Below are 21,040 nucleotides of genomic sequence, written 5' to 3' on the forward strand. Positions count from 1 at the left end.
CGCCGCTGTCGTTGTTGAGCGGGTTATAGTCCCCACTCCCCAAAACTGTCAACGACCAATTCAAAGTTTTTGCGAAATCGGCTCATCACCGAAGGGAAACCGGAGCGGAAGCCCCTGCGGCAGCGCAGTTCTCAGTGAAAATCGCGCGATTTGGGGATCACGCGGACGTTTCGGGGGTGATTGTGGGTGCGGTTCGGCTGCGGGCGCAGGATCTCGTCGGCGCGCGAAAACTCCGGCTTCGCCTCATAGGAAGAGGACAGGCGGTCGAGATCGCCGGTCCGGTCGTGGACGGCGGTCGCCATCAGATGGACGACGCCTTCTGCGCTTCGCTGCACCTTCCCCTCGACCAGCGCCAGCCGCGCTGCCATGATCGGCCGGCGGTAGCGCTCGAAGTCGCGCGACCAGATCAGCGCATTGGCAACGCCCGTCTCGTCCTCGAGCGTCATGAAGATCGCATTGCCCTTGCCCGGCCGCTGGCGGACGAGAACGATGCCGGCGACGCGCACCCGCCTGCCATCGCGCGCCGCATTGAGGCCGGCCGCGCTCAATACCCCCTCGCCGTCGAACAGGCGTCGCAGGAACTGCATCGGATGCGCTTTCAAGGACAGGCGAATGGTCTGGTAGTCGGCAACCACATGTTCGCTGAGCGGCATCGCAGGCAGCTCTACCATTTCTTCCGCGCCCAGTTCATGGCGATCGGCGGCGGCGAACAGCGGCAGCGGCGCGTCATCCGGCAGGCGGCGTACGGCCCAAAGCGCGGCGCGCCGGTCGAGCCCGACCGAGCGAAACGCATCGGCATCGGCGAGAAGCCGGAAGGCCCGGCCGGGCAACCGCGTGCGCCGCCACATATCCTCGACGTTTTCATAGCCCCCTGCCCGCATGGCCGCGATATGCTCCGCCCAATCGTCCTTGAAGCCATCCACCTGGCGAAAGCCGATGCGCAGCGCGCGGCGGTTACCCTCGCCGCGTTCTTCAAGCGTGTTGTCGCGAAAACTGTGATTGACGTCGACGCCGCGCACTTCGACAACGTTCTTGCGCGCATCGCCCACAATCTGCGCCGGGGCGTAAAAGCCCATCGGCTGGGAGTTCAAAAGCGCGCAGGCGAAGACATCCGGGTGGTGGCATTTCAGCCAGGCCGAGACATAGACGAGTTTGGCGAAGGAGGCGGCGTGGCTTTCAGGAAAGCCGTACTCGCCGAAGCCTTTGATCTGGTCGAAACAGCGCTGGGCAAAGTCGCGGTCATAGCCGCGCGCGGCCATGCGCTCGACCATCATCGCCTCGAAGCGCTCCATCTTGCCATTGTGGCGGAAGGTCGCCATTGCCTTGCGCAGCTGGTTGGCCTCGACATCGGTGAACTCGGCCGCGACCATCGCGATTTTCATCGCCTGTTCCTGGAAGAGCGGGACGCCCAGCGTGCGATCGAGCACGTTCTTCAGTTCGTCGGGATCGTGCGGGGGGCCGGGCGAGGGATAGACGATCTCCTCCGGCGGCTTGTGCCGGCGGCTGAGATAGGGATGGACCATGTTGCCCTGGATCGGCCCGGGCCGCACGATCGCCACCTGGATGACGAGATCGTAGAACACCTTGGGCCGCAGGCGCGGCAGCATGTTGATCTGCGCCCGGCTTTCGACCTGAAAGACGCCAATCGATTCGCCGAGCTGGAGCATCTCGAAAGTCGGGTCGTCCTTTTGGGGAATGGTCGCAAGCTCCCATGACCGGCCATAATGCGTTTCGAGAAGCTCGAACGCCTTGCGGATGCAGGTCAGCATGCCGAGTGCCAGCACGTCGACCTTCATCATGCCGAGCGTGTCGATGTCGTCCTTGTCCCATTCGATGAAGGTGCGGTCCTCCATCGCGGCATTGCCGATCGGCACCATCTCGTCGAGCCGGTGGCGCGCAAGCACGAAGCCGCCGACATGCTGCGACAGGTGACGTGGAAAGTTGAGGAGCCGCGCAGCGAAATCGACCGCGCGTCGGATCATCGGATTGGCCGGATCGAGCCCGGCCTCGACGATGCGCTTGTCCGGCAGCGTGTCGCGGCTCCAGCTTCCCCAAACCGTGCCGGCGATGCGCGCAGTCACGTCCTGCGACAGGCCAAGCGCCTTTCCGACCTCGCGGATCGCACTTTTAGGACGATAGTGGATGACGGTCGCGGCGATGCCCGCGCGATGTCGGCCGTAGCGCTCATATATATACTGGATGATCTCCTCGCGCCGCTCATGCTCGAAATCGACGTCGATGTCGGGCGGCTCCTTGCGCTCTTCGGACAGGAACCGTTCGAACAATAGGTCGCTCGTCGCCGGATCGACCGAGGTGATGCCGAGCGCGTAGCATACGGCCGAATTGGCCGCCGACCCCCTGCCCTGGCACAGGATGCCCAGTTCCTGCGCCTTCTGGACGATGTCGTGGATGGTGAGGAAATAGCGCGCGTAGTCTAGCTTCTCGATCAGCACCAGTTCCTTGCAGATGGAATCGACGATCTTCGAAGGCACCACGCCGTCATAGCGCATGGCGGCCCGCCGCCAGGTCAGGTCCTCCAGCCAGCCCTGCGGCGACCAGCCGGGCGGAATGGGCTCGTCGGGATATTCGTATTTGAGTTCGCCCAGCGAGAAATCCACCCGCGCCAGAAGGTGCTGCACCTCGTCGATCGCCTCGGGACAATCGCGAAAGAGCCGCGCCATCTCGCGGGCGGGCTTCAGATGCCGCTCCGCATTGGCATGAAGCAGGCGACCTGCCGCTTCGATGGTCGTGCCCTCGCGGATGCAGGTGAGAACATCCTGCAGATCGCGCTGGTCGGGGGAATGATAAAGCGCGTCGTTGACGGCCAGCAGCGACACGCCGGCCTTTGCGCCGAGGCTCTTCAGCCTGGCGAGCCGGCGCCGGTCGCGGCCATTGTAGAGAAGCGTGGCGCCCAGCCAGATGTGGCCGGCCCCTGAAAGGCGGGCAAGCAGGTGCGGCAACTGACCGAACTCTTCCCCCGGCATGACGACCAGCAGCAGGTTCCTGCAACGGGAGAGAAGATCGTCCAGATAAAGAATGCAGTCCGCCTTCCGCGCACGCCGGTTTCCGATGGTCAGGAGCCGGCACAGCTCTCCCCAGCCCTGCCGGTTTTCCGGATAGGCGATGATGTCGGGCGTGCCGTCGCAAAAGACGAGCCGCGTTCCGACCGCAAGCTTGAATGCCTGCGCCTGCGCCATCAGCGTTTCGACGTCGATCTGGAGGTTCTCGACCTCGCCCGGGATTGCCCAGACATATTCACCCGGCCCCGAGCCTTCGCGAATCTTCTCGACCGGCAATTCGCCTTTCCGGGCCTCCTTCAGCGTGCCGTAGGCGCGCACCACGCCGGCGACCGAATTGCGATCCGCAATGCCGATACCGTTATGGCCCAGAATGAGCGCGGCCAGCACCATCTCCTGCGGGCTCGACGCGCCGCGCAGGAAGGAGAAATTGGTGGTCGTGGCAAGTTCGGCGTAATCCGTCATGGAAAGAGCCCCTGGATGAACCAGCGCACCTCGCCCGCCTCGCGCGCATAAAGGCCTTCGCGGTAAAGCCAGTAGCGGTGGCCCTGCCGGTCCTCGACGCGGTAGTAGTCGCGGGTCTTCGGCTCCTTGGCCGTGCGCCACCATTCGGGCGATATGCGCTCGGGGCCCTCCACGCGCACCATGTCGTGCCAGATGCGCCGCCAGCGGAAACGGTAGGGAGGACCTTCGGGGATTTCGGCGATAGTCTCGACCGGCTGAGCCGGCGTGAAGATGAGGATTGGACGCAAGGGCGGCTCGCCGGCGGGGCTCGGGCTCCATTCGATTTCGGCCTCGCCATCGCCGATCGCCGGCACGCGCCGTGCGGCACGTTCGGGCAGATGGCTGTCGATCGGCAGGAAGCGCTCGACAGCGCCCGGGCCGAACCGCGCGCTCAGGCGGTCGACGAGGTCGGCCACCGCCGCCTCGTCCACCCGGTCGCGCTCGAAACGCATCTGTGCGCCGTCGGCCGGGTCGCCCGCCAGCGCGGCGAGCCGGATCATGTCGAAACCGAAGCCGGGATCGACCGGATCGGCAAGCGCGTCGAGCCGGGTCATGAAGAGCTTCTTCAGTGCTGCGGGATCGCGCAGAGGCCGCCCGACCAGCGCCTCGATGCGCCGCGTCGCGCCATCGGCGCGAAAGAAGGTCGCCTCGAAGGCGCGCCCGCCCTGCCCGTGCCGCTCCAGAAGGGCGCAAAGGCTGCGCGTCAGCGCCTCGAAGGCGATCGCGATGTCCCCCTCGAGCCCAATCGGATCGGCAAAGCGTTCCTCCGCCGTGAACAAGGGCAGCGGCCGGCGCGGCGACAAAGGCGGGTCGATTTCGCCGAAAATGGCCTGCAGCCGGCGCACGAATCCCGAACCGAACCGTGCGGCGAGCGGCTTCAGCGGGCGCGCGGCAAGATCACCGAGCGACATCAGGCCGGCGCGGCGGAGCGCGACGATGCTCTCGGGCTCCACTTCGAGGGCGGCGACCGGTAGCGGCGCCACGGCCTCGCGCTCCGCGCCGGACGCGACGATGCCGCCCTCCCCGAAGCGGGCAAGCGCGCGCGCCGCCGCTGCCGTTCCGGCAATCGCCGACCGCACCGTCAGGCCGAAGCTCGACAGCCGCCGCTCGAGGTCGGCCTTCAGCCGCTTTTCCCCGCCGAACAGATGTGCCGAACCGGCAATCTCGAGGATCAGCGTGTCGGGCGCCTCTTCCGCAACGACAGGCGTATAGCGATCGCACCAGTCGGCGACATGGCGAAGAAGCGCGAGATCGGCCTCCGGCTCGTGCTCGTGCACCTCGATCGCCGGCACGCGGGCGCGCGCATCGGCAAGGCCAAGGCCCGGATTGAGCCCGAGCGACAGCGCCTTGCGGTCGGCTGCGACGAGGCGCATCGCATTGGCCTCAAGCGCCGCGACCACCATCGGCCGGTCATCCCGCCTGCCGCCAGCCCTGCGCGCCAGACGCGCCAGCCGGTCGGTCGGAAGAAAGGGGAGCCACAGCGCGAGATATCGCCTGTTCCTCGAAGCGTTGCTCGTCACGGTTCCACTCCATCTGCCAGTTGAGGCCGGCAGTGCCTGCGCGCTGGCGCAAAAGGGTGATGTCGAAGGCCGGCATGCCCGGCGCATTGGCTTCGAGCGGGCGCGAAGCAAGCGCGCCCACCTGCCAGCGCGTCGTCGCCGCGCTCGGCTCGGCGCGTGCGCAAAGGCGTAAAAGAAAGATCGGCACGCCGCTTTCCTCCGCCGCCAGCGTCAGCCGACGCGTGGCGGTCAGGTCGAGCACCTTCGGATTGCCCCAGGGCTCGATGACGACCGCGCCGAGCGCCTCGCACCGCGCGCCCTCGATACCGGCGCGCAGGACGGCCGCGGCATCCTTCAGCCGAACCTGGATCAGCGTTTGAGGCAAAAGGCCGATGTCGAGCAGGCCCTGCGGATAGAGCTTGCCCGTCTCGACCTCGCCGGCGACCTGGCGCACCCAAAGCGTCTTCCGAAGGCGCATCGCGCCGCCTTCAGAGCGCAGATCCTCGTCGATCCGCAAGCCCGCCCGCAGGCTCAAACCCGCGACGAAGCCCGCCGCGGAAGCCGCATCCGCCCCTGCCGCACCCAGCACCTCATGCAATGCGCCGCGCATCAGCCCGCCGCCCAACGCCCTGTCCGGCCCGTCCGCACCAAGCGAAAACCGGCTCTCCGGCCCAATCAGTCCGACGGGCTCCAGGGCGGCGAGGCTTTGCCGCAGCGCATGGATATCGCGTCGACCATCCATGCCATATGTTCCTATTTTGTTCTATTAAGAACCCAACCGGAACGGGAGTCAATTCGGCTTTGGAAAATGTGATCTTCCCATGCGTCGGCGCCTGACGAGGCGAAGGTCCGGTCGAACCTTCAGCCCCGCCGAGCGCCGATCAGGCCAGCCTTAAGCAGACTGGCCGGAAAGAATTTCGCGCTTGCCCACATGATTGGGCGCACCGACCAGCCCCTCCTTCTCCATCCGTTCGACGAGGGAGGCGGCACGGTTGTAACCGATGCCCAGGCGTCGCTGGATATAAGAGGTCGAGCACTTCTTGTCTCGCGTGACGACCTTCACCGCCTCGGCATAGAGCGTGTCGCCATCGTCGCCGTCCACGGCGGCGTCGACGTCGCCTTCGTCCTCATCGGCGAGCGGCGCATCGCCATCGGCGGTCACCGTGTCGAGATATTCCGGAGTCGCCTGTGCCTTGAGGTGCGCGACGACCTTCTCGACTTCGGCATCGGAAACGAACGGCCCATGGACGCGCGCCAGGCGCCCGCCGCCGGCCATGTGAAGCATGTCGCCCTGGCCGAGGAGCTGTTCGGCGCCCTGTTCGCCCAAAATGGTGCGACTGTCGATCTTCGAGGTGACCTGGAAGGAAATCCGGGTCGGAAAATTCGCCTTGATCGTGCCGGTGATGACGTCGACCGAGGGACGCTGCGTCGCCATGATCAGATGGATGCCGGCTGCCCGCGCCATCTGTGCGAGACGCTGGATCGCGCCTTCGATCTCCTTGCCCGCCACCATCATCAGGTCGGCCATTTCGTCGACGATGATGACGATGAACGGCATCGGCGACAGGTCGATCTCGCGTTCCTCGAAGGTCGGCTCCCCCGTTCCCTTGGCAAAACCGGTCTGGACCTGCATGAAAATCTGTTCGCCGCTCTGGCGTGCGGCTGCAGCGCGGCTGTTGTAGCCGTCGATGTTGCGCACGCCGAGGCGCGCCATCTTGCGATAGCGGTCCTCCATCTCGCGGACCGCCCATTTCAAGGCGGTCACCGCCTTTTGCGGGTCGGTGACGACCGGCGTCAGAAGATGCGGGATGCCGTCATAGACGGACAGTTCTAGCATCTTCGGATCAACCATGATCAGCCGGCACTCTTCCGGGTTCAACCGGCAGAGAAGCGAGAGGATCATCGTGTTGATGGCGACCGACTTGCCCGAGCCCGTCGTTCCGGCGACCAGAAGATGGGGCATGCGCGCCAGATCGGCGACGACCGGCTGACCGCCGATGTCCTTGCCGAGTGCCAGCGCAAGCTTGGCATTCGACCGGCCGAAGGCGTCGCTCTCGATCAGTTCGCGGAAATAGACCGTCTCGCGCTCGTCGTTCGGCAATTCGATGCCGATGGCATTGCGGCCCGGCACCACCGCGACGCGCGCCGATACGGCCGACATCGAGCGCGCAATGTCGTCGGCCAAATTGATCACGCGGCTCGATTTGACGCCGGGTGCCGGCTCGAATTCGTAGAGCGTGACGACCGGGCCGGCGCGCACGTGAATGATTTCGCCCTTGACCCCGAAATCCTCCAGCACGCTTTCAAGCAGGTCCGCGCCCTGCTCCAGGCGCTCCTGCGTCAGGTAGACGCCGGTTCCGATCGGAGGGTCCTGCAGGAGGTCGATCGGGGGAAACGAATAGCCCTCCCCGAAAGCTTCGGCCTCGATCCGCATGGGCTCGGGCAAGACCGGCGGCCGCACTGACGCTGGCGGAGCGGCTGGCACGATGGCCCGCACCGCGGTCTGCCCGGCAGGACGCTGCGCGAGACGCCCAGACGCGGCCTCCTCAGAAGAAGTGAGGGCCTTACCACCTGACCCAACCGAACAATCGATGACACGGTAGAGAGATGCCGGATCGGATTCGCTGGGTCGCGGCGTTGCGGCCGCGGCCGGGGCGACTGTCCGCGGGGCCACGGAAACCACCCGGCCAGCGACGGGTTTGGGTGCAGGCACGATTTCGCCCTTCGGCGACAGCGGCGGCGCGAGCTCGAAGAATGCGTGGTCCGAAAGGAGCGCCCACACGTCCCCGCTCGTCGGCGAGGCCGACTCGGCCTTGGCCGCAGCGGCCGGGGCAGCAGGTTCATCGACCGCCTCGGCCGACCGGTCGTCCGCGTCATGGACGAGTTCCAGAACATGGTCGCGAACGACGACCGGCGCCATCGGCGCCTCGTCAGGCGACAAACCGGCGGTCGGTTCAGCGGCCGCCTTGTTCTGCTTCTTCGTCACCGCATTGTCCGGCGTGCGCGTGAAGCGCACGTTCGGCGCCATGAAGAAGTGCTTTTCCCACTCGGGCTTGGCCTCCTGAGAAACCGGATTGACCGACGGTTCGCGCGGGCCATCACGCTCGGCGCGTGCAGCTTCCGCCTGCGTTTCGGACCCATCGGGCGCCGTCTGCGCCCGGGAAGAGTAAAGGGAAATCGGGATGATGTTTGCCCTGGTGATCGGCGAGGATGACATGCGTATGCTCAACGGTTGGACACCGTTGAGGGATAGGATCACACGGTTAACAGTTCCTTCCCGACCACGCTGCCGGCGCGTCAGAAAACGCGGTCGTGCACAATCATAATCGCGCGCCGATGATGGCGGGCGCCCAATTGGGACAGACGAATGGAATGAAAATGGTGGGTGATGTAGGGATCGAACCTACGACCCGCTGATTAAGAGTCAGCTGCTCGGCGGTTTTGTGATCTAGCATTCATCAAACCTTGTTAACAGATTTGAATTTCGAAGCATTACAGCACAAAGCGTCGAGCCGAGACGCCATCGTGGCTTGTAATCTTTTTTGGCCGTGACCTTTTTCAAAAGGAAAGGTCACGCGACGCATCGTCACCATCAGCGCGAGGGTCACACCTCTGGACAGCCGCTACGGGTTCGGTCACGCTCGAGGTAGATTGGATCAACAGGGCGGACGGCAGATGGCGACGGAAAGCATCGACGGCAACACAATCAAGCGCGTGCGGGGCATGCTGAAGCGCGGCGAGACGGGGACGATCCGCGACAAGGATGCCGCCGGCCTCGCCATCGTCGTCGGCGACACGAGAGCATCCTGGCGGATCATCGAGCGGACCTTGAAAGTCCGGATCGCCGACTTCCACGCGTTTCAGCACATAGACGACATCGTCGAGCTGCGCGAACTGACCGCCCGAGTCCGGACAGCGAAAAAGAACGGCGAGGACTTCAAGACCCTCATCGCAAAGTTCCTGAAGCACCGTAACGTGGAAACCGCCCAGCAGCATGCGGATATCGCGGCGGGTTCGGGCAAGACCTGGGAGGAAGTCCGCGACGGGTTCCTCGCGTGGGTTGCCGATCACCGGAACAAGGACACCGTCCGCAACTATCGCAGCGCCCTGGGCGCAGTCGAAGGCGGGGCGATGTCTGCCGATTTCGCTCACCTAGCCGGGAAGCCCGTCGTCGCGATTACTACGCAGGATCTGGTCAAAGTGCGGGCATCGATCGTCCGTCGTGGAGGCGGCGGCGGCAAGCTCCGCCAAGCCGACCTAACGGTGAGCGCGTTGAAGTCCTGCTTCAAATGGTACGTGAACCGCGACGATGCGTTGATCGCACTTTCGCCGGCTCAACCATTGTCGAAGGTCATGGAACGGTCAACCGAAACGGAAGTCGATACCGAGACCGAACGGACATTCTCTCAGATCGAGATCGGCCAACTACTTCTAGCGCTCCCGAACGTGCCGAATGCTTCGGCCCGGCTCGCGACCACCATCTCATTGTTAACCGGGCAGCGTCGAATGACGCCGCTTAAGACACGAAAATCGGCGATCAAGGACCATCCAGGGTACGGCATGGTCTGGCGTCTATCGGACAAAGTAGCCGCCTGGAGAGTACTTCCGCTGCCGAAAACCGCCGCCGAGGCAGTCCGAGCCGCTCTTGCTATGTCGCGGGACGACAACCTGTATCTCTTCCCTCAGCTTCGGCCAAGCAAGAAAGGCAGGTCGATGAACGGCCACATGTCCGAGCGAAGGGTGTCGGCGGTGCTGGAGACGATGCGCGAGCCTGGGGGACCTCTGTCCGCCCTTCCCTTCACACCCTCATCCCATCACCTCCGCCGAACTTTCATCAGTGTCATGGGACCCCGGATGCATGATTTCAGCGTCGGCGAAAAGCGGCTCACCCGCGACGACGTCGAGATGATCACGCATGCGGACGAGGGTCGTAAAACGACTGCAACATCCGTATACGACCAGCACGAGTATCTCGACGTCAAATTGAGGATCCTTGAGGCCTTCGAAACGTGGTGTCTGGAAGGCTTGGAATTGGCCCGCCGAGCGGCTGCAGGGGTGAAGGCTGCATGACAGACCACGACTACGACGACAGCATCGAACTCGGACCGCTTCTCGACGGCACCGTGTCGGTTTCCGCCACGGTCACGGCTGCCGAATCTGCAGCGGTCGAAATTGAGCGGCTCCGCGCGGCCGGCGAGCCCCTGTCCGACATCGACGTCGAGCTTCTCGAAGACATGGCACGCTGCCTTACCGACGAGGGCGACGGCGAGTACCGCTGGGTCCTCGCATCTCCTCCGGAAATAGGAGCGGGCCGGGTCATTTTCGCTCCCGATCACCGCATCGCTTGCTGTTATCATCGGGGCGAAATCTTCAGGGCGTGGGAAGACGAGGGTGACGCCGACCTTGCCGACCTCACGGACGCGCTTCGGCTCGCTTGGCAGTGGGTGGAGAACCGGCGCGAGGCTCGCACTCAGCGTACGGTTTAGACTCGCCCGGCGTTCCCGAGATCAGGACTCGCGCTTCATCGAAATGTCGCCGCCGGGCGAGTGCGACCAGCCTGCATTGCTCGAGTGCAAGATTCACGGCGGTACCCACCACCATCAGTAACGCCTTTCCTGCGGCCGAAATGGATTTTCTGCAGCTTGACGGTTAACCGTCCGGAAGCCTGTGGCGGGTAGTTTCTCTCTATGCAGGGAGCTTCGCATGCGGATATCAGAAGTCGAACTCGATCACGCCTTCGCCGACACGCTGGAGACCGACCAGGTCTTCCAACACTGGCTGCTAGCCGGGTCTCGTTTCGGACGGTTCGCCGACACCGCCCGCCTGCTGCATGAAGAGCAGTCCCGCGTGAGGAAGGCCAAGCACTGGTGGAAGCACTGGTGGATCAAGCTCAATGACGGCACTGAATCCGAAACCGACCTTTTCGCCGTGTTCGAGGCACCCGGCGGCCTACGCTTCGCATTCCACATTGAAAACAAGCCCTTCGACGGCAAGCTCACCTTCGATCAGGCAGCTGCCTACAGACGTCGCGCCATCCAATGTGCCAGAACCCCGAAATGGCTACACTATCACGACTTGGAAACGGTCTTGATCGCACCGCGCGGGTTCATCGATCGCTATCAGGACTGTTCGGCGCAGTTCGACCGCGCCCTCTCTTATGATGAGATCTCAGCTTTCGTCCCTCTGTTCGGTGCTGCGTCCTTCGCCGCTGCCTGAACGTTTACATTCCCAGCGGCAACGGCGTCGCTTCCCCGATCTCCCGGATCCAGTCCTTCATCAGGCCGGCCGCGCCGTCCACGTGCGGCTCCTGGAGGGCCACGCCGACATCGGCTTCGCCCAAGGCGATCTCGACTGCTCCCACTAGGCGTTCGTCAACTCCGACCTCGACGGCCCAGATCGCTCCGGTCGCGTCGCCGGCACGCAGTATCCGCAAGACCAGGTCGAACGCGAGGTAGCGTTCGTAGAGATGTCGCGGCAGCGGTGTGTGTCCGAAGTCCCACGTCGGCCAGCGACGGAAAGCGGCCTTGATCTCGACGTCAGCGTCAAGGTCGAGCGGGTCCGGCATCACAGCATACGAGATGCCGTCTTTCGAGACTTGGATCGCGACGTCGGTCATACGCATCATCCTGCTCAGGCCGGCCGCATTCCGCAACCGCGATCGCATTCCGTTAACCCCGAACGCGGGCGGTCGAAATCAAGGGGCTCTCACGGACTCCCCTGCCCCCTATATGGCGAGGACGGTTAGCGAAGACGGGAGATCAGCATGTACAACAGCAGGAACCCGGCGGGCGTCGCGGTAGGACAGCTCGGCTTGATCACGACCGGACTGGCAATGGGTGTCGTCGGCTGCCACGAACGCGGGATCGCCGCAATGCGTGCTGCCCGCGAGAGGCGTGCCGAGAATGACACGCTCGTCGCTCTCGCTCAGGCGCAACGCGACGTCGTCGAATTGTCGGCTCTCGCGCGCAAGGCGCTGGACGAGGTCGCCAAACTGACGGCCGAAAACGCACGGCTGCGCCAAGCGTGCGCCGACCGCCAGGGTTTCATCGACCGCATGGCCAACCGCCGTGCAGACTGACGTCATGGCGATCTCCGACGAGGACTGGCAATGGCTGAAGGAGCGCTATGGCGACTTTGTTCTCGAAGAGCCAGCGTACGCGCCGAAGCTGCTCGAGGTTCGCGACACGCTTCGAGCGGCCGAACCCGGTCTTCGGCTAGACCGTCGTTCCCGGGCGGGTTCTCGGGAACGGAAGTGGAACATTCACGACCGCGCATGAGAAACCCCGGGAACGCTAGGCTCCCGGGGGCGATGTCGTCAAACCGTTACGTAACGCTCAGACCGGCTTCATCAAGTTCGAGACGAGTCGCTCCCGGACCCGCTCGAGAAGGTCGCTACGGCTCGGTTGGCGGGCGAGTTCGACCGCCGGGCGGGAGAGGAGGCCGGCCTCCCCCGCAGCGACCGCACCGTAGGTCGGGGGATACGAGATACCGACGACGCCGCAACGCTTGCCCTCGGACGCGCGCTGGCATGCAGTGCGGCCGGCGACGGACAGGCGACGCAGGTCGACTTCCGGAAGCCCGAGCAGCCAGTCCTGAACGTGGTTGGGCACGCCCGCGAGCGAAATCCCGGGGCGGTCCGCCGGTGTCGCCGAAGCGTATGCATAGACGACTTCGCCGACCGAGTTCGACTGCCGCTCGCGTTTTCGTTCGGCAGCCAGCGCCCTTGCCTGTACGGCTTCGAGCGCGCTTTCGGCGACGCTTTCCGCCGCCGACGCAGCGCCACCGCCACGGGCGGCTTCCATCATGCGGGCGGGATTTAGCCGCCCCTCGGACGAGCCAAAAACCTTGCTCAGCGCGTAGTCGAGAAAGTTGAACGGGACTTTGATGCAGTTCACGACGAACTGACCGGCGACCTTCATCAGCTGACCGATGATTTGTAGAAATCTCATTGTGGTTCTCCCCTGGCGGCACCCATGCCGCTCCGAAAACATGATCCGCCGGCGTGCAAGAACAAAACCGCCGGCGCTCCAGTCCATCCGCCGGCCGCCGCCGACAGCCAGATTGTTGACGAAATCAGTCGGTGACGGGGTTAGCCGGGGTCGCGAAAATCCAGTTTGGAAAATGCTTGTGCCGCAGCGGGCCACGCATCACCATTCTTCTAGCGGCGGACGCAATCGAGCGGTCGCCGAAAGGGGAAACTCAAATGCAAAGCACTGACACCGAAAAAAGAGACGCGGAATTTGAAGCGATCAGGCGCGCTCATCGCCTGGGCGTTGAAACCCGACAGGATGGGGGTCCGGCACTGCCGAGCGAAGAAGTGAAGGCCGCGGTCCAGGAGATCGCGATCGCAAAGAACGCGCTTCTCAGGCTGGTGCTGATGTCCAGAAGCTCTTTCGCGGAACTCAGCGACGACTGCAAAGAGCGCGAGATCGCCTGTCGCGACAAGCTCACGGATGCTTTCGACCGCGCGGTCAGGATCGTTCGTCCGCATTTCAGCACCGGCGGCGAAACCCTGGCATTTCTCGAAGCTCTGACTGAGATGAAGGAGACGTTCTGATGAACATGAACACCGCAACCGAGACCATCATCCGAAGCGAGATCGCGAAGCTTCAGCGCTCGATCGCAAAGCTCGAGGCGATGCTGCCGGGCTCGCCGCGCGTCTACGAGTCTGAAGACCGTCTCGCCGTCCGCGCGACGGACATCTACGACTATGTCAACGCGCATGGCGGGTTCGACCTCGACGGGGACGTCGCCGAAGCGCCGCAGGTGACAGGGTATGTGGTCAGCAATCCTGACGGCTACGAAGAGTATGAGAGCGAAGATCTCGCCGAAGCCTACGCCTATCTCGATTCCGCCAACGGCGAAGACGGCTGGATGATCGGCACCGCATTTTCGGACGGCTCGACGTCGTACGAGCGGCAGCCTCGCCGGCCGGCGGCAGCCCGGAGGGCGTTCGCGTGATCCCGACGTCGCCGAAGAAGATCGTCGAACTCTATAACGCGGTCAAAGACCTGCTGGCGGCGAACGGCGTGAAAACGCTCGCCGCGCAGGGCGGACCCATTGGCCGATCCGAGCGGTCGATGAGGGCGTACGGCGATCTCTCGGATCTGACATACGCGCGCCGCATCCCTGCCGACGACCTCGGCAAGCTGATGAGACACGCGATCGATCTCGAGATCGGCCGCATCGCCGCCGTCCTCAACGCCTACGGCATTCCTGGCGAACGCGACCTCCACACCGGCGGCCGACGGGACGACGCCTGGGATCTGCGGGAACGCTGGCGCGAGGCCGAACCCAAGGCGCTCGCGCAGCACACCCGGGTCGACCTCGGGGACATGACGGACCTGTGTCCGTACATACAAATCAGGTGCGGGATCCATTATCCATCGTTTCGATGGACTCCGACTCCCGCACAGGTCGCGGACTTGGAATTCGCCGCCGGGGTCGATCCGGAGAAATCCGCCGCACGAAAGAAGCAAAGGATGTCGGCATGAAGACGAAGACACCGATGACCGGCGGCGACGTCCGTCCGACGAAGCCGACGGTGATCAAGCATACGCCGATCCGTCCCGGCAGGGTCGGCAGCGTCCGCTGGCCGTTCGACCGCGCGCCGCAAGGTCGATACGAGATCGAGGGCACACCGGAGGAAAAGGACTTTCGCCGCGAAATGCAGGCGCTGGCCGACACCTGGCAACCCGGACAGAGCCGGGACGAGTTCCTTGGACTCAATCGCCCACCCCTTTCGCCGAAGGTCGACTACGAATGGCGGTCCGGATACACCGCGCCTGAAGCGCCGGAGGTTGCCGTACCGACGCCCGCGCCGAAGGCCGCCCCCGCGAGGCTGATCGCTCGAACTTCGGCACCGAAGCCGCCTGCCCCGCCTATGCCCGCCAGGTGTGGACCTCCTCCGCCGCCGAGGTCCTAATCGGCGGCTTTGACCAGACGCAGGACTGCATCGAGCTTGGTCCGGCAGTCCTCGCGAGCTTCAGCGAGATCGATCATGTATCTGGCGTCGTCGCACTGCGATATCCAAGCGGTCCGTTCCACGGGTTCCGGCGAACAGGTCAAAAGGCTGCGCGGCACCTCGACCTTCCGCTTGACGATCTCGGTGACGACCTTCGGCGCAGCAGCTGAAGCGCCTGCGGTTAGCGTTGCTAACGCAGAGACGGCAACTCGAGGCGTCCAATTCCATTCCATGATGGAGTTGCGGTCGCGGTCGATAAGGGAAGCGGCTTCCTGATGAATTTGGCGGCTTTGCCGCGGCCGGAACCAGGTGCACTTGCTACGGAATAACGGCCCGAACCAATGACAAACTTGGGGTGGTTACCTGACTGACCGCTCTTGGGCAGTAAGACTGGGAGAGCGGACATTCAGGTAACCACCGCACATTGTCGGCGACGCTCTCCCCATGTCAGTTGTTCAGGCGATCTTCAAACCAGGCGGGACAAACGATAGGGCTCGCTAGAGACTGAACATCGCTCAGCAATGAATGTTCGCCTTCAGTGAAGAGTTTCTTCCGCATCAGGGAAACCGTCTTCCAGGTAGACCCGGTTGCCAAATTTCTGGACTGACGCCATGACTTCTTCAAGCGCTGCTTGATCACTTTCGTATGGGCAGGTGCAAATGAAAAAGCGGCTGTGCTCCAGGAAGAGTCACCGACCACACCGCGACGGAGAAGTTGACTTGCGCTGTCACGACAGCCTTGAGGTTAGGCGGTCTGATTAACTCTTCGTGTTCGCGAAATTTCGGGCGCTTATTGGAAGCCGCTCCAAACGACAAGCGGCCGATGCCGGTGACGCCATCGACCGCTCTTGAACCGCTCGCTTCTGCGGGGGGCAAGAAATAGTGAGCGGTCTCTTCATTCTAGTACGGGGGCAGCAGATTGGCGACATAGACTGATAAGGCTATTGCGCGGCCACCCATGTTGCATCCGTGTCGCACGGCATAGGGGGCGGATAGCGTCGTATCATCGAGAAGACCAGGGGCCGATTGGAGCCTTGTCCAACATGCTGGGATGCGATTCCCCACCCCACAGTGCCAGCAGCGCTCCAGATGCGAGCATGGAGCCTGCGACAAACCAGAACGCCGCATCGAGCGTCCCGGCAAGACTTGCCGCAAGGCCAAATCCAAGCGCGCCGATCGCATACCCCAGATCGCGCCAGAAGCGGTAGATCCCGATCGCCGAGCCCCGCCATGTCGGTTCGGCGATATCGGCGACGGCGGCCGACAGGTTCGGATAGAGCATCGCCATGCCAAACCCGGTAAGGGCAGCAGAAGCGGTCCACCCCGCAAACCCTTCGAGCAACACCATAAGAGCGGTTCCGATGGCGCAGACCCACATGCCTCCGACATTGAGGACATGCCGGCCGATCCGGTCGGAGAGCGGCCCCGTCAGAAGTTGGGCAAGACCCCAGACGACGCCATAGGTTCCCGCGATCCAGCCGATTTGCGGCAGCGGAACGCCCTCTGCAAAAAGGTGCACGGGCAGGACAACCCAGACAAGCGCATCGACGAATTTTTCTACCAGGCCCGCTTGCGACAACGCCGCCAAACGGCGGTCCCGCCATGACATCAGAGCGAACACCGCCCATGTGCCGGGCAGTGACTCGTCCTGGCCGGGACTCCAATTCCGATCAGCGGAAGGACGGATGAACGGCAGCGTCTCGCGGACACCAAACACGGCCAGTAAAGTGCCGGCGGCGATGACAGCAATGCCGAACACCAGGAGGCCGACGCGCATGCCAAGGCTCTCGGTCAAATAAGCGGTGACGATACCTGCGGCGGCCACACCTGCATAGCCGGCAAATTCGTTGAGACCAAGAGTAAGGCCGCGCTGGTCAGGTCGAGTAAAGTCGAGCTTTGCTGTCTGGCTCATCGACCAGCAAAGACCCTGATTGACGCCGAGAAGAACGGTCGCGGCGACAATCCAAGACCAGGTCGGCGCGAAATAAATGAGAAAGGGAACCGGAAACGCGGCGACCCAGCCGGCGAGCAGCACGGGCTTGCGACCGACCCGCTCCGACAGGTGGCCAGCGACAAAGTTCAAAACGCCCTTCACGAGGCCAAAGGCGACGACGAACGACGACAAAAGCAGGATCGAACCGCGGGCGACGTCAAACTCGCTCTCGGCCAACGCCGGAACCACCGTTCGAACCATGCCGAGCGTCAGGCCCACAAGCAGCACCTGCAAGAGCTGATGCCCAAATTGGCTGCGGTTGGCGACGATTCCGATTTGCGGTTCGATCATGCTTCAAATCCTGCGCGCTCGGATGGATATGTCGCGGCAAAAATGTTCGTATTATCTATTGCGTTTTTTTGCAATCGTTTTTATATGCAGAACATCGAAACGGGCGGCTCGGCCGCTTCCCCCGAGGAGAGACGCATGAAACAGGTTTCCGACAAGCTTTTCATCGCCCCGCAGCTCACCGCCGGCGATATCCTTGCGGCCAAGGCCAGGGGCATCGCCGCCATCGTCAACAACCGTCCTGACGGCGAAGAAGCCGGACAGCCGACCGCGTCGGAGAACCGCCGCATCGCTGAAACCGAAGGGCTCGGTTACGCGCATGTTCCCGTCGTTCCCGGCCAGATCACAAAGGGCCATGTGACCGATTTCCAGGCTGCGCTCGCCCGGGCCGACGGCCCCGTCCTCGCCCATTGCAAGACCGGAACGCGCTCGGCGACGCTCTACGCGATCGGTGAAGTGCTCGACGGCCGAATGGCAAAGAGCGACGTCATGCCGCTCGGAGAGCGCCTCGGTGTCGACCTATCGGGCGCTGTGAAATGGCTCGACGCCAACAATCAATAAACGAACGCGAAAACGCAAATTACGGACCGAGTGTCATGATGAGCAACAGACCCGACGTGAAGGCCTTCTTCGACAAGCGTACCTTTTCTGTACAGTACGTCGTTTCCGATCCCGCCACGAACAAGTGCGCGATCGTCGACCCGGTGCTCGACTTCGACGAGAAGTCGGGGGCGACGGCGACGATCAACGCCGATGCGATCCTCGACTACATCGAGAGTGAAGGCCTGACGGTGGAATGGATTCTCGATACCCATCCCCACGCCGATCATCTCTCCGCCGCGCGCTATTTGAAGGAAAAGACCGGCGCACCGACGGCGATCGGCGAGAAGGTGGTCGAGGTGCAGAGGCTGTGGAAGGGCTTCTACAACTGGCCCGACTTCCCCGCCGACGGCTCGCAGTGGGACAAGCTCTTTGCCGAAGGCGAGACATTCAAGGTCGGCGATATCGATGCCAAGGTGCTGTTCTCGCCCGGCCACACGCTGGCCTCGATCACCTATGTGATCGGCGATGCGGCCTTCGTCCACGACACGCTGTTCATGCCGGATTCCGGCACGGCGCGGGCCGACTTTCCCGGCGGCAGCGCATCGCGGCTGTGGGATTCGATCCAGCAGATCCTTGCCCTGCCAGACGCGACGCGCATCTTCGTCGGCCATGACTATCAGCCGGACGGGCGCGAGCCGCGGTGGGAGTCGACCGTCGCCGAACAGAAGGCGGCGAACACGCACATGTCGAAGTGCCGCTCGAAGGACGAGTTCGTCACCGTCCGCGAGAAGCGCGACGCGACCTTGCCGATGCCCAAGCTGATCCTGCACGCGCTGCAGGTCAACATGAATGGCGGCCGCCTGCCCGCGCCGGAGGCCAACGGCCAGCGGTACCTCAAATTCCCCCTCGACGTTCTGGAGGGCGCGGCATGGGACTGACCGTCATGACCCGCGAATTGTCGCAAGAGACCGCCGAGATGGTGGACAATGCCAGCGAGGCGGCGGAGTTTCTGAAAAAGCTCGCCCACCCCTCGCGGCTGATGATCGTGTGCGCGCTCGTCGATGGCGAACGCTCGGTGCGCGACCTCGAAGACACGCTCGGCATCCGCCAGCCGGGCCTGTCGCAACAAATCGCCGAACTGCGCGAGGCCGGCTTCATTACCGGCCGCAAGGAATCCAAGCACATGTACTACCGGCTCGAAGACGGCCGCGTATCCGAGTTCATATCGATGATGCACGCCATGTTCTGCGCGACGCCGGCCAAAGGATCGACCCCATGACCGAATTCACTCCCCTCGCCTCACTGATCGGCGGTATGATGATCGGCCTGTCGGCCGTCCTCCTGATGCTCTGGGAAGGTCGCATCGCAGGCATTTCCGGCATCGCCGGCCGCCTGCTGCCGCCCTATCGCGACGGGGCGTTCCTATCGCGCTTCGGCTTCGTCGTCGGGCTCGTCGCCGCGCCGCTTGCCATGATCGCGCTCGGCGGCGTCGAGATCAGCCAAACTGTCTCGTCCAACATTCCGCTGATGATCGCCGCCGGCCTTCTCGTCGGCTTCGGCTCGGTCTGGGGCAATGGCTGTACATCGGGCCATGGCGTTTGCGGTCTGTCGCGGCTGTCGGCTCGCTCCATCGTCGCCACAGGCGTCTTCATGGCGACAGCCTTCGTCACCGTCTTCCTCGTCCGCCACGTCATCGGAGCCTGATCCCATGTCCTTCCTCGTCAATCTCGCGCTTGGCCTCCTCTTCGGCGCAGGCCTGGTCGTCTCCGGCATGTCGGACCCGGCAAAAGTCCTCAACTTCCTCGATCTGTTCGGAACCTGGGACCCGTCGCTTGCCTTCGTCATGGGCGGCGCGATGCTGGTGACATTCGTCGGTTATCGTCTGGTGCTGACGCGCGCCGAGCCGATCGTCGGCAGCCAGTTCCACCTGCCGGCGCGCAACGACCTCGACGCGCGCATTGTCGCCGGCCCCGCCATCTTCGGCATCGGCTGGGGGCTCGGCGGGTTCTGCCCCGGCCCAGCACTGACCGCGCTCGGCCTCGGCGCGACCGGGACGCTCGCCTTCATTCCCGCCATGATTCTCGGCATGTGGGCTGCGCGCCTGCTGGCCGAGGGGACCGCCGCACCACGCACCGCCTGACGCGGGCAACACCCGAAAGACCACGACAATGAACCGGCTGGCAGATTACCTGCCGATCCTTCACTGGGGTCGGCACTACTCCCGCGCGACCCTGACCAACGACATGGTCGCGGCGATCATCGTCACCATCATGCTGATCCCGCAATCGCTCGCCTATGCAATGCTGGCAGGCCTGCCGGCGGAGATCGGGCTCTACGCGTCGATCCTGCCGCTGGTCGCCTATGCCGTGTTTGGCACCAGCCGCACGCTCGCCGTCGGTCCCGTCGCGGTTGTCTCGCTGATGACCGCCTCGGCCATCGGCGAAATCGCTGCGCAGGGCACACCCGCCTATCTCGCCGCCGCCATGCTGCTCGCCTTCCTGTCGGGCGCGATGCTGATCGCCATGGGCTTGTTCAAGCTGGGCTTTGTCGCGAATTTCCTGAGCCACCCGGTCACTTCCGGCTTCATCACCGCCTCAGGCCTGCTGATTGCGGCAGGCCAGCTCAAATATTTGCTCGGCATTCCAGCCAGCGGGCACACCTTGCCGCAGATCGTCATAGGCATCGCCGAGAACATCGGCTCTGTTAATTTGCCAACCCTCATCCTCGGCGCTTCGGTGCTGGCTTTCCTCTATTTCGTGCGGCTGCGCCTCAAGCGAGTGCTCGTCGCGGTTGGCCTGTCGCCGCGCATGGCCGACATCGCCACCAAGGCCGGCCCCGTCGCCGCCGTCGCCGCGACGATCCTTGCCGCCACGATGCTAAATCTCGGCGAAGAAGGCGTCGCCCTCGTCGGTGCCATTCCGCAGGGACTGCCCGTACCGACCTTGCCCGTGTTCGATTTCGAACTCATCCGCACGCTCGCCGTCCCCGCGCTCCTGATCTCGCTGATCGGTTTCGTGGAATCCGTTTCGGTCGCGCAGACACTTGCCGCCAAGCGCCGCCAGCGCATCGTCCCGGACCAGGAACTGATCGGGCTCGGCGCGGCCAACATTGCCTCGGCCATCTCGTCGGGCTATCCCGTCACCGGTGGCTTTGCCCGCTCCGTCGTCAATTTCGACGCCGGAGCCGAGACGCCCGCTGCCGGCATCTACACCGCCAGCGGCATCGCGCTTGCC

23 protein-coding genes are annotated in these 21,040 nt (G+C 63.9%); 15 read left to right on the forward strand and 8 right to left on the reverse strand.

The features are described from left to right. Positions 1 to 131: 131 nt before the first annotated feature. From ACT6QU_RS19045 to ACT6QU_RS19060, 4 genes are all read right to left on the reverse strand, one after another. The gene (locus tag ACT6QU_RS19045; RefSeq protein ID WP_444565857.1) at positions 132 to 3,482 is read right to left on the reverse strand and encodes an error-prone DNA polymerase; all 3,351 of its coding nucleotides are present in this window, start codon (positions 3,480 to 3,482) and stop codon (positions 132 to 134) included. Next, on the reverse strand, positions 3,479 to 5,041 hold the full coding sequence (locus ACT6QU_RS19050) for a Y-family DNA polymerase (protein WP_444565858.1): 1,563 nt from the start codon (positions 5,039 to 5,041) through the stop codon (positions 3,479 to 3,481). The genes ACT6QU_RS19045 and ACT6QU_RS19050 overlap by 4 nt, the downstream gene beginning before the upstream one ends. Continuing rightward, entirely contained in the window at positions 4,932 to 5,762 is an 831-nt protein-coding gene (locus tag ACT6QU_RS19055; protein ID WP_444565859.1) for an ImuA family protein, read from the reverse strand. Before ACT6QU_RS19055 ends, ACT6QU_RS19050 begins: the two co-directional genes overlap by 110 nt. A 150-nt stretch (positions 5,763 to 5,912) precedes the next feature. Further along, positions 5,913 to 8,237, reverse strand: coding sequence for a DNA translocase FtsK (locus ACT6QU_RS19060; protein WP_444565860.1), 2,325 nt, complete (start codon positions 8,235 to 8,237; stop codon positions 5,913 to 5,915). A 458-nt stretch (positions 8,238 to 8,695) separates the two neighbouring features. On the opposite strand from ACT6QU_RS19060, the gene ACT6QU_RS19065 reads away from it, so the two are divergent. The 3 genes from ACT6QU_RS19065 (at position 8,696) to ACT6QU_RS19075 (ending at position 11,236) form a co-directional block, all read left to right on the forward strand. After that, positions 8,696 to 10,090, forward strand: a complete 1,395-nt coding sequence (locus ACT6QU_RS19065; RefSeq protein WP_444565861.1) for a hypothetical protein — start codon at positions 8,696 to 8,698, stop codon at positions 10,088 to 10,090. Then, entirely contained in the window at positions 10,087 to 10,506 is a 420-nt protein-coding gene (locus ACT6QU_RS19070) for a hypothetical protein (protein ID WP_444565862.1), read from the forward strand. Before ACT6QU_RS19065 ends, ACT6QU_RS19070 begins: the two co-directional genes overlap by 4 nt. Before the next feature lie 217 nt (positions 10,507 to 10,723). Next, entirely contained in the window at positions 10,724 to 11,236 is a 513-nt protein-coding gene (locus ACT6QU_RS19075; protein WP_444836733.1) for a hypothetical protein, read from the forward strand. 4 nt (positions 11,237 to 11,240) lie between these two features. Here ACT6QU_RS19075 and ACT6QU_RS19080 read toward each other — a convergent pair whose 3' ends face one another. Continuing rightward, the gene (locus ACT6QU_RS19080; protein WP_444565864.1) at positions 11,241 to 11,636 is read right to left on the reverse strand and encodes a hypothetical protein; all 396 of its coding nucleotides are present in this window, start codon (positions 11,634 to 11,636) and stop codon (positions 11,241 to 11,243) included. 147 nt (positions 11,637 to 11,783) lie between these two features. On the opposite strand from ACT6QU_RS19080, the gene ACT6QU_RS19085 reads away from it, so the two are divergent. Further along, positions 11,784 to 12,098 carry a hypothetical protein gene (locus ACT6QU_RS19085; RefSeq protein WP_444565865.1) on the forward strand — a complete coding sequence of 105 codons (315 nt, stop codon included), beginning with the start codon at positions 11,784 to 11,786 and terminating at the stop codon, positions 12,096 to 12,098. A 4-nt stretch (positions 12,099 to 12,102) separates the two neighbouring features. Next, complete coding sequence (locus ACT6QU_RS19090) at positions 12,103 to 12,297, forward strand: hypothetical protein (RefSeq protein WP_444565866.1); 195 nt, start codon at positions 12,103 to 12,105, stop codon at positions 12,295 to 12,297. 57 nt (positions 12,298 to 12,354) lie between these two features. On the opposite strand, the gene ACT6QU_RS19095 is transcribed toward ACT6QU_RS19090, so the two are convergent. After that, positions 12,355 to 12,969, reverse strand: coding sequence for a hypothetical protein (locus ACT6QU_RS19095; protein WP_444565867.1), 615 nt, complete (start codon positions 12,967 to 12,969; stop codon positions 12,355 to 12,357). Positions 12,970 to 13,223: 254 nt separating this feature from the next. On the opposite strand from ACT6QU_RS19095, the gene ACT6QU_RS19100 reads away from it, so the two are divergent. Genes ACT6QU_RS19100 through ACT6QU_RS19115 form a run of 4 tightly spaced genes read left to right on the forward strand, consistent with a single transcriptional unit; the run spans position 13,224 to position 14,945 of the window. Then, positions 13,224 to 13,577, forward strand: coding sequence for a hypothetical protein (locus ACT6QU_RS19100; protein ID WP_444565868.1), 354 nt, complete (start codon positions 13,224 to 13,226; stop codon positions 13,575 to 13,577). Then, complete coding sequence (locus ACT6QU_RS19105) at positions 13,577 to 13,981, forward strand: hypothetical protein (RefSeq protein WP_444565869.1); 405 nt, start codon at positions 13,577 to 13,579, stop codon at positions 13,979 to 13,981. Before ACT6QU_RS19100 ends, ACT6QU_RS19105 begins: the two co-directional genes overlap by 1 nt. Next, the gene (locus ACT6QU_RS19110) at positions 13,978 to 14,514 is read left to right on the forward strand and encodes a hypothetical protein (protein ID WP_444565870.1); all 537 of its coding nucleotides are present in this window, start codon (positions 13,978 to 13,980) and stop codon (positions 14,512 to 14,514) included. The genes ACT6QU_RS19105 and ACT6QU_RS19110 overlap by 4 nt, the downstream gene beginning before the upstream one ends. Next, a complete protein-coding gene (locus tag ACT6QU_RS19115) occupies positions 14,511 to 14,945 on the forward strand; it encodes a hypothetical protein (protein WP_444565871.1) in 435 nt (144 codons plus the stop codon). The genes ACT6QU_RS19110 and ACT6QU_RS19115 overlap by 4 nt, the downstream gene beginning before the upstream one ends. Here ACT6QU_RS19115 and ACT6QU_RS19120 read toward each other — a convergent pair. Both ACT6QU_RS19120 and ACT6QU_RS19125 read right to left on the reverse strand, forming a co-directional pair. Further along, positions 14,942 to 15,217 carry a hypothetical protein gene (locus ACT6QU_RS19120; protein ID WP_444565872.1) on the reverse strand — a complete coding sequence of 92 codons (276 nt, stop codon included), beginning with the start codon at positions 15,215 to 15,217 and terminating at the stop codon, positions 14,942 to 14,944. The genes ACT6QU_RS19115 and ACT6QU_RS19120 overlap by 4 nt on opposite strands. 769 nt (positions 15,218 to 15,986) lie before the next feature. Further along, entirely contained in the window at positions 15,987 to 17,267 is a 1,281-nt protein-coding gene (locus ACT6QU_RS19125; RefSeq protein WP_444565873.1) for an MFS transporter, read from the reverse strand. 135 nt (positions 17,268 to 17,402) lie between these two features. On the opposite strand from ACT6QU_RS19125, the gene ACT6QU_RS19130 reads away from it, so the two are divergent. The 6 genes from ACT6QU_RS19130 to ACT6QU_RS19155 form a co-directional block, all read left to right on the forward strand. Beyond that, positions 17,403 to 17,825 carry a TIGR01244 family sulfur transferase gene (locus ACT6QU_RS19130; protein ID WP_444565874.1) on the forward strand — a complete coding sequence of 141 codons (423 nt, stop codon included), beginning with the start codon at positions 17,403 to 17,405 and terminating at the stop codon, positions 17,823 to 17,825. Positions 17,826 to 17,863: 38 nt separating this feature from the next. Beyond that, positions 17,864 to 18,745 carry an MBL fold metallo-hydrolase gene (locus ACT6QU_RS19135; RefSeq protein WP_444565875.1) on the forward strand — a complete coding sequence of 294 codons (882 nt, stop codon included), beginning with the start codon at positions 17,864 to 17,866 and terminating at the stop codon, positions 18,743 to 18,745. Continuing rightward, on the forward strand, positions 18,736 to 19,086 hold the full coding sequence (locus tag ACT6QU_RS19140) for a metalloregulator ArsR/SmtB family transcription factor (RefSeq protein ID WP_444565876.1): 351 nt from the start codon (positions 18,736 to 18,738) through the stop codon (positions 19,084 to 19,086). The genes ACT6QU_RS19135 and ACT6QU_RS19140 overlap by 10 nt, the downstream gene beginning before the upstream one ends. Continuing rightward, on the forward strand, positions 19,083 to 19,511 hold the full coding sequence (locus ACT6QU_RS19145; protein WP_444565877.1) for a YeeE/YedE family protein: 429 nt from the start codon (positions 19,083 to 19,085) through the stop codon (positions 19,509 to 19,511). Before ACT6QU_RS19140 ends, ACT6QU_RS19145 begins: the two co-directional genes overlap by 4 nt. Positions 19,512 to 19,515: 4 nt before the next feature. Continuing rightward, entirely contained in the window at positions 19,516 to 19,947 is a 432-nt protein-coding gene (locus ACT6QU_RS19150) for a DUF6691 family protein (RefSeq protein ID WP_444565878.1), read from the forward strand. 28 nt (positions 19,948 to 19,975) lie between these two features. After that, on the forward strand, positions 19,976 to 21,040 hold a 1,065-nt coding region (locus tag ACT6QU_RS19155; RefSeq protein ID WP_444837014.1), incomplete at its 3' end, for a SulP family inorganic anion transporter.

Origin of the sequence: Aliihoeflea sp. (assembly GCF_052435475.1) — a bacterium.
In the GTDB taxonomy this organism is placed as follows: domain Bacteria; phylum Pseudomonadota; class Alphaproteobacteria; order Rhizobiales; family Rhizobiaceae; genus Aliihoeflea.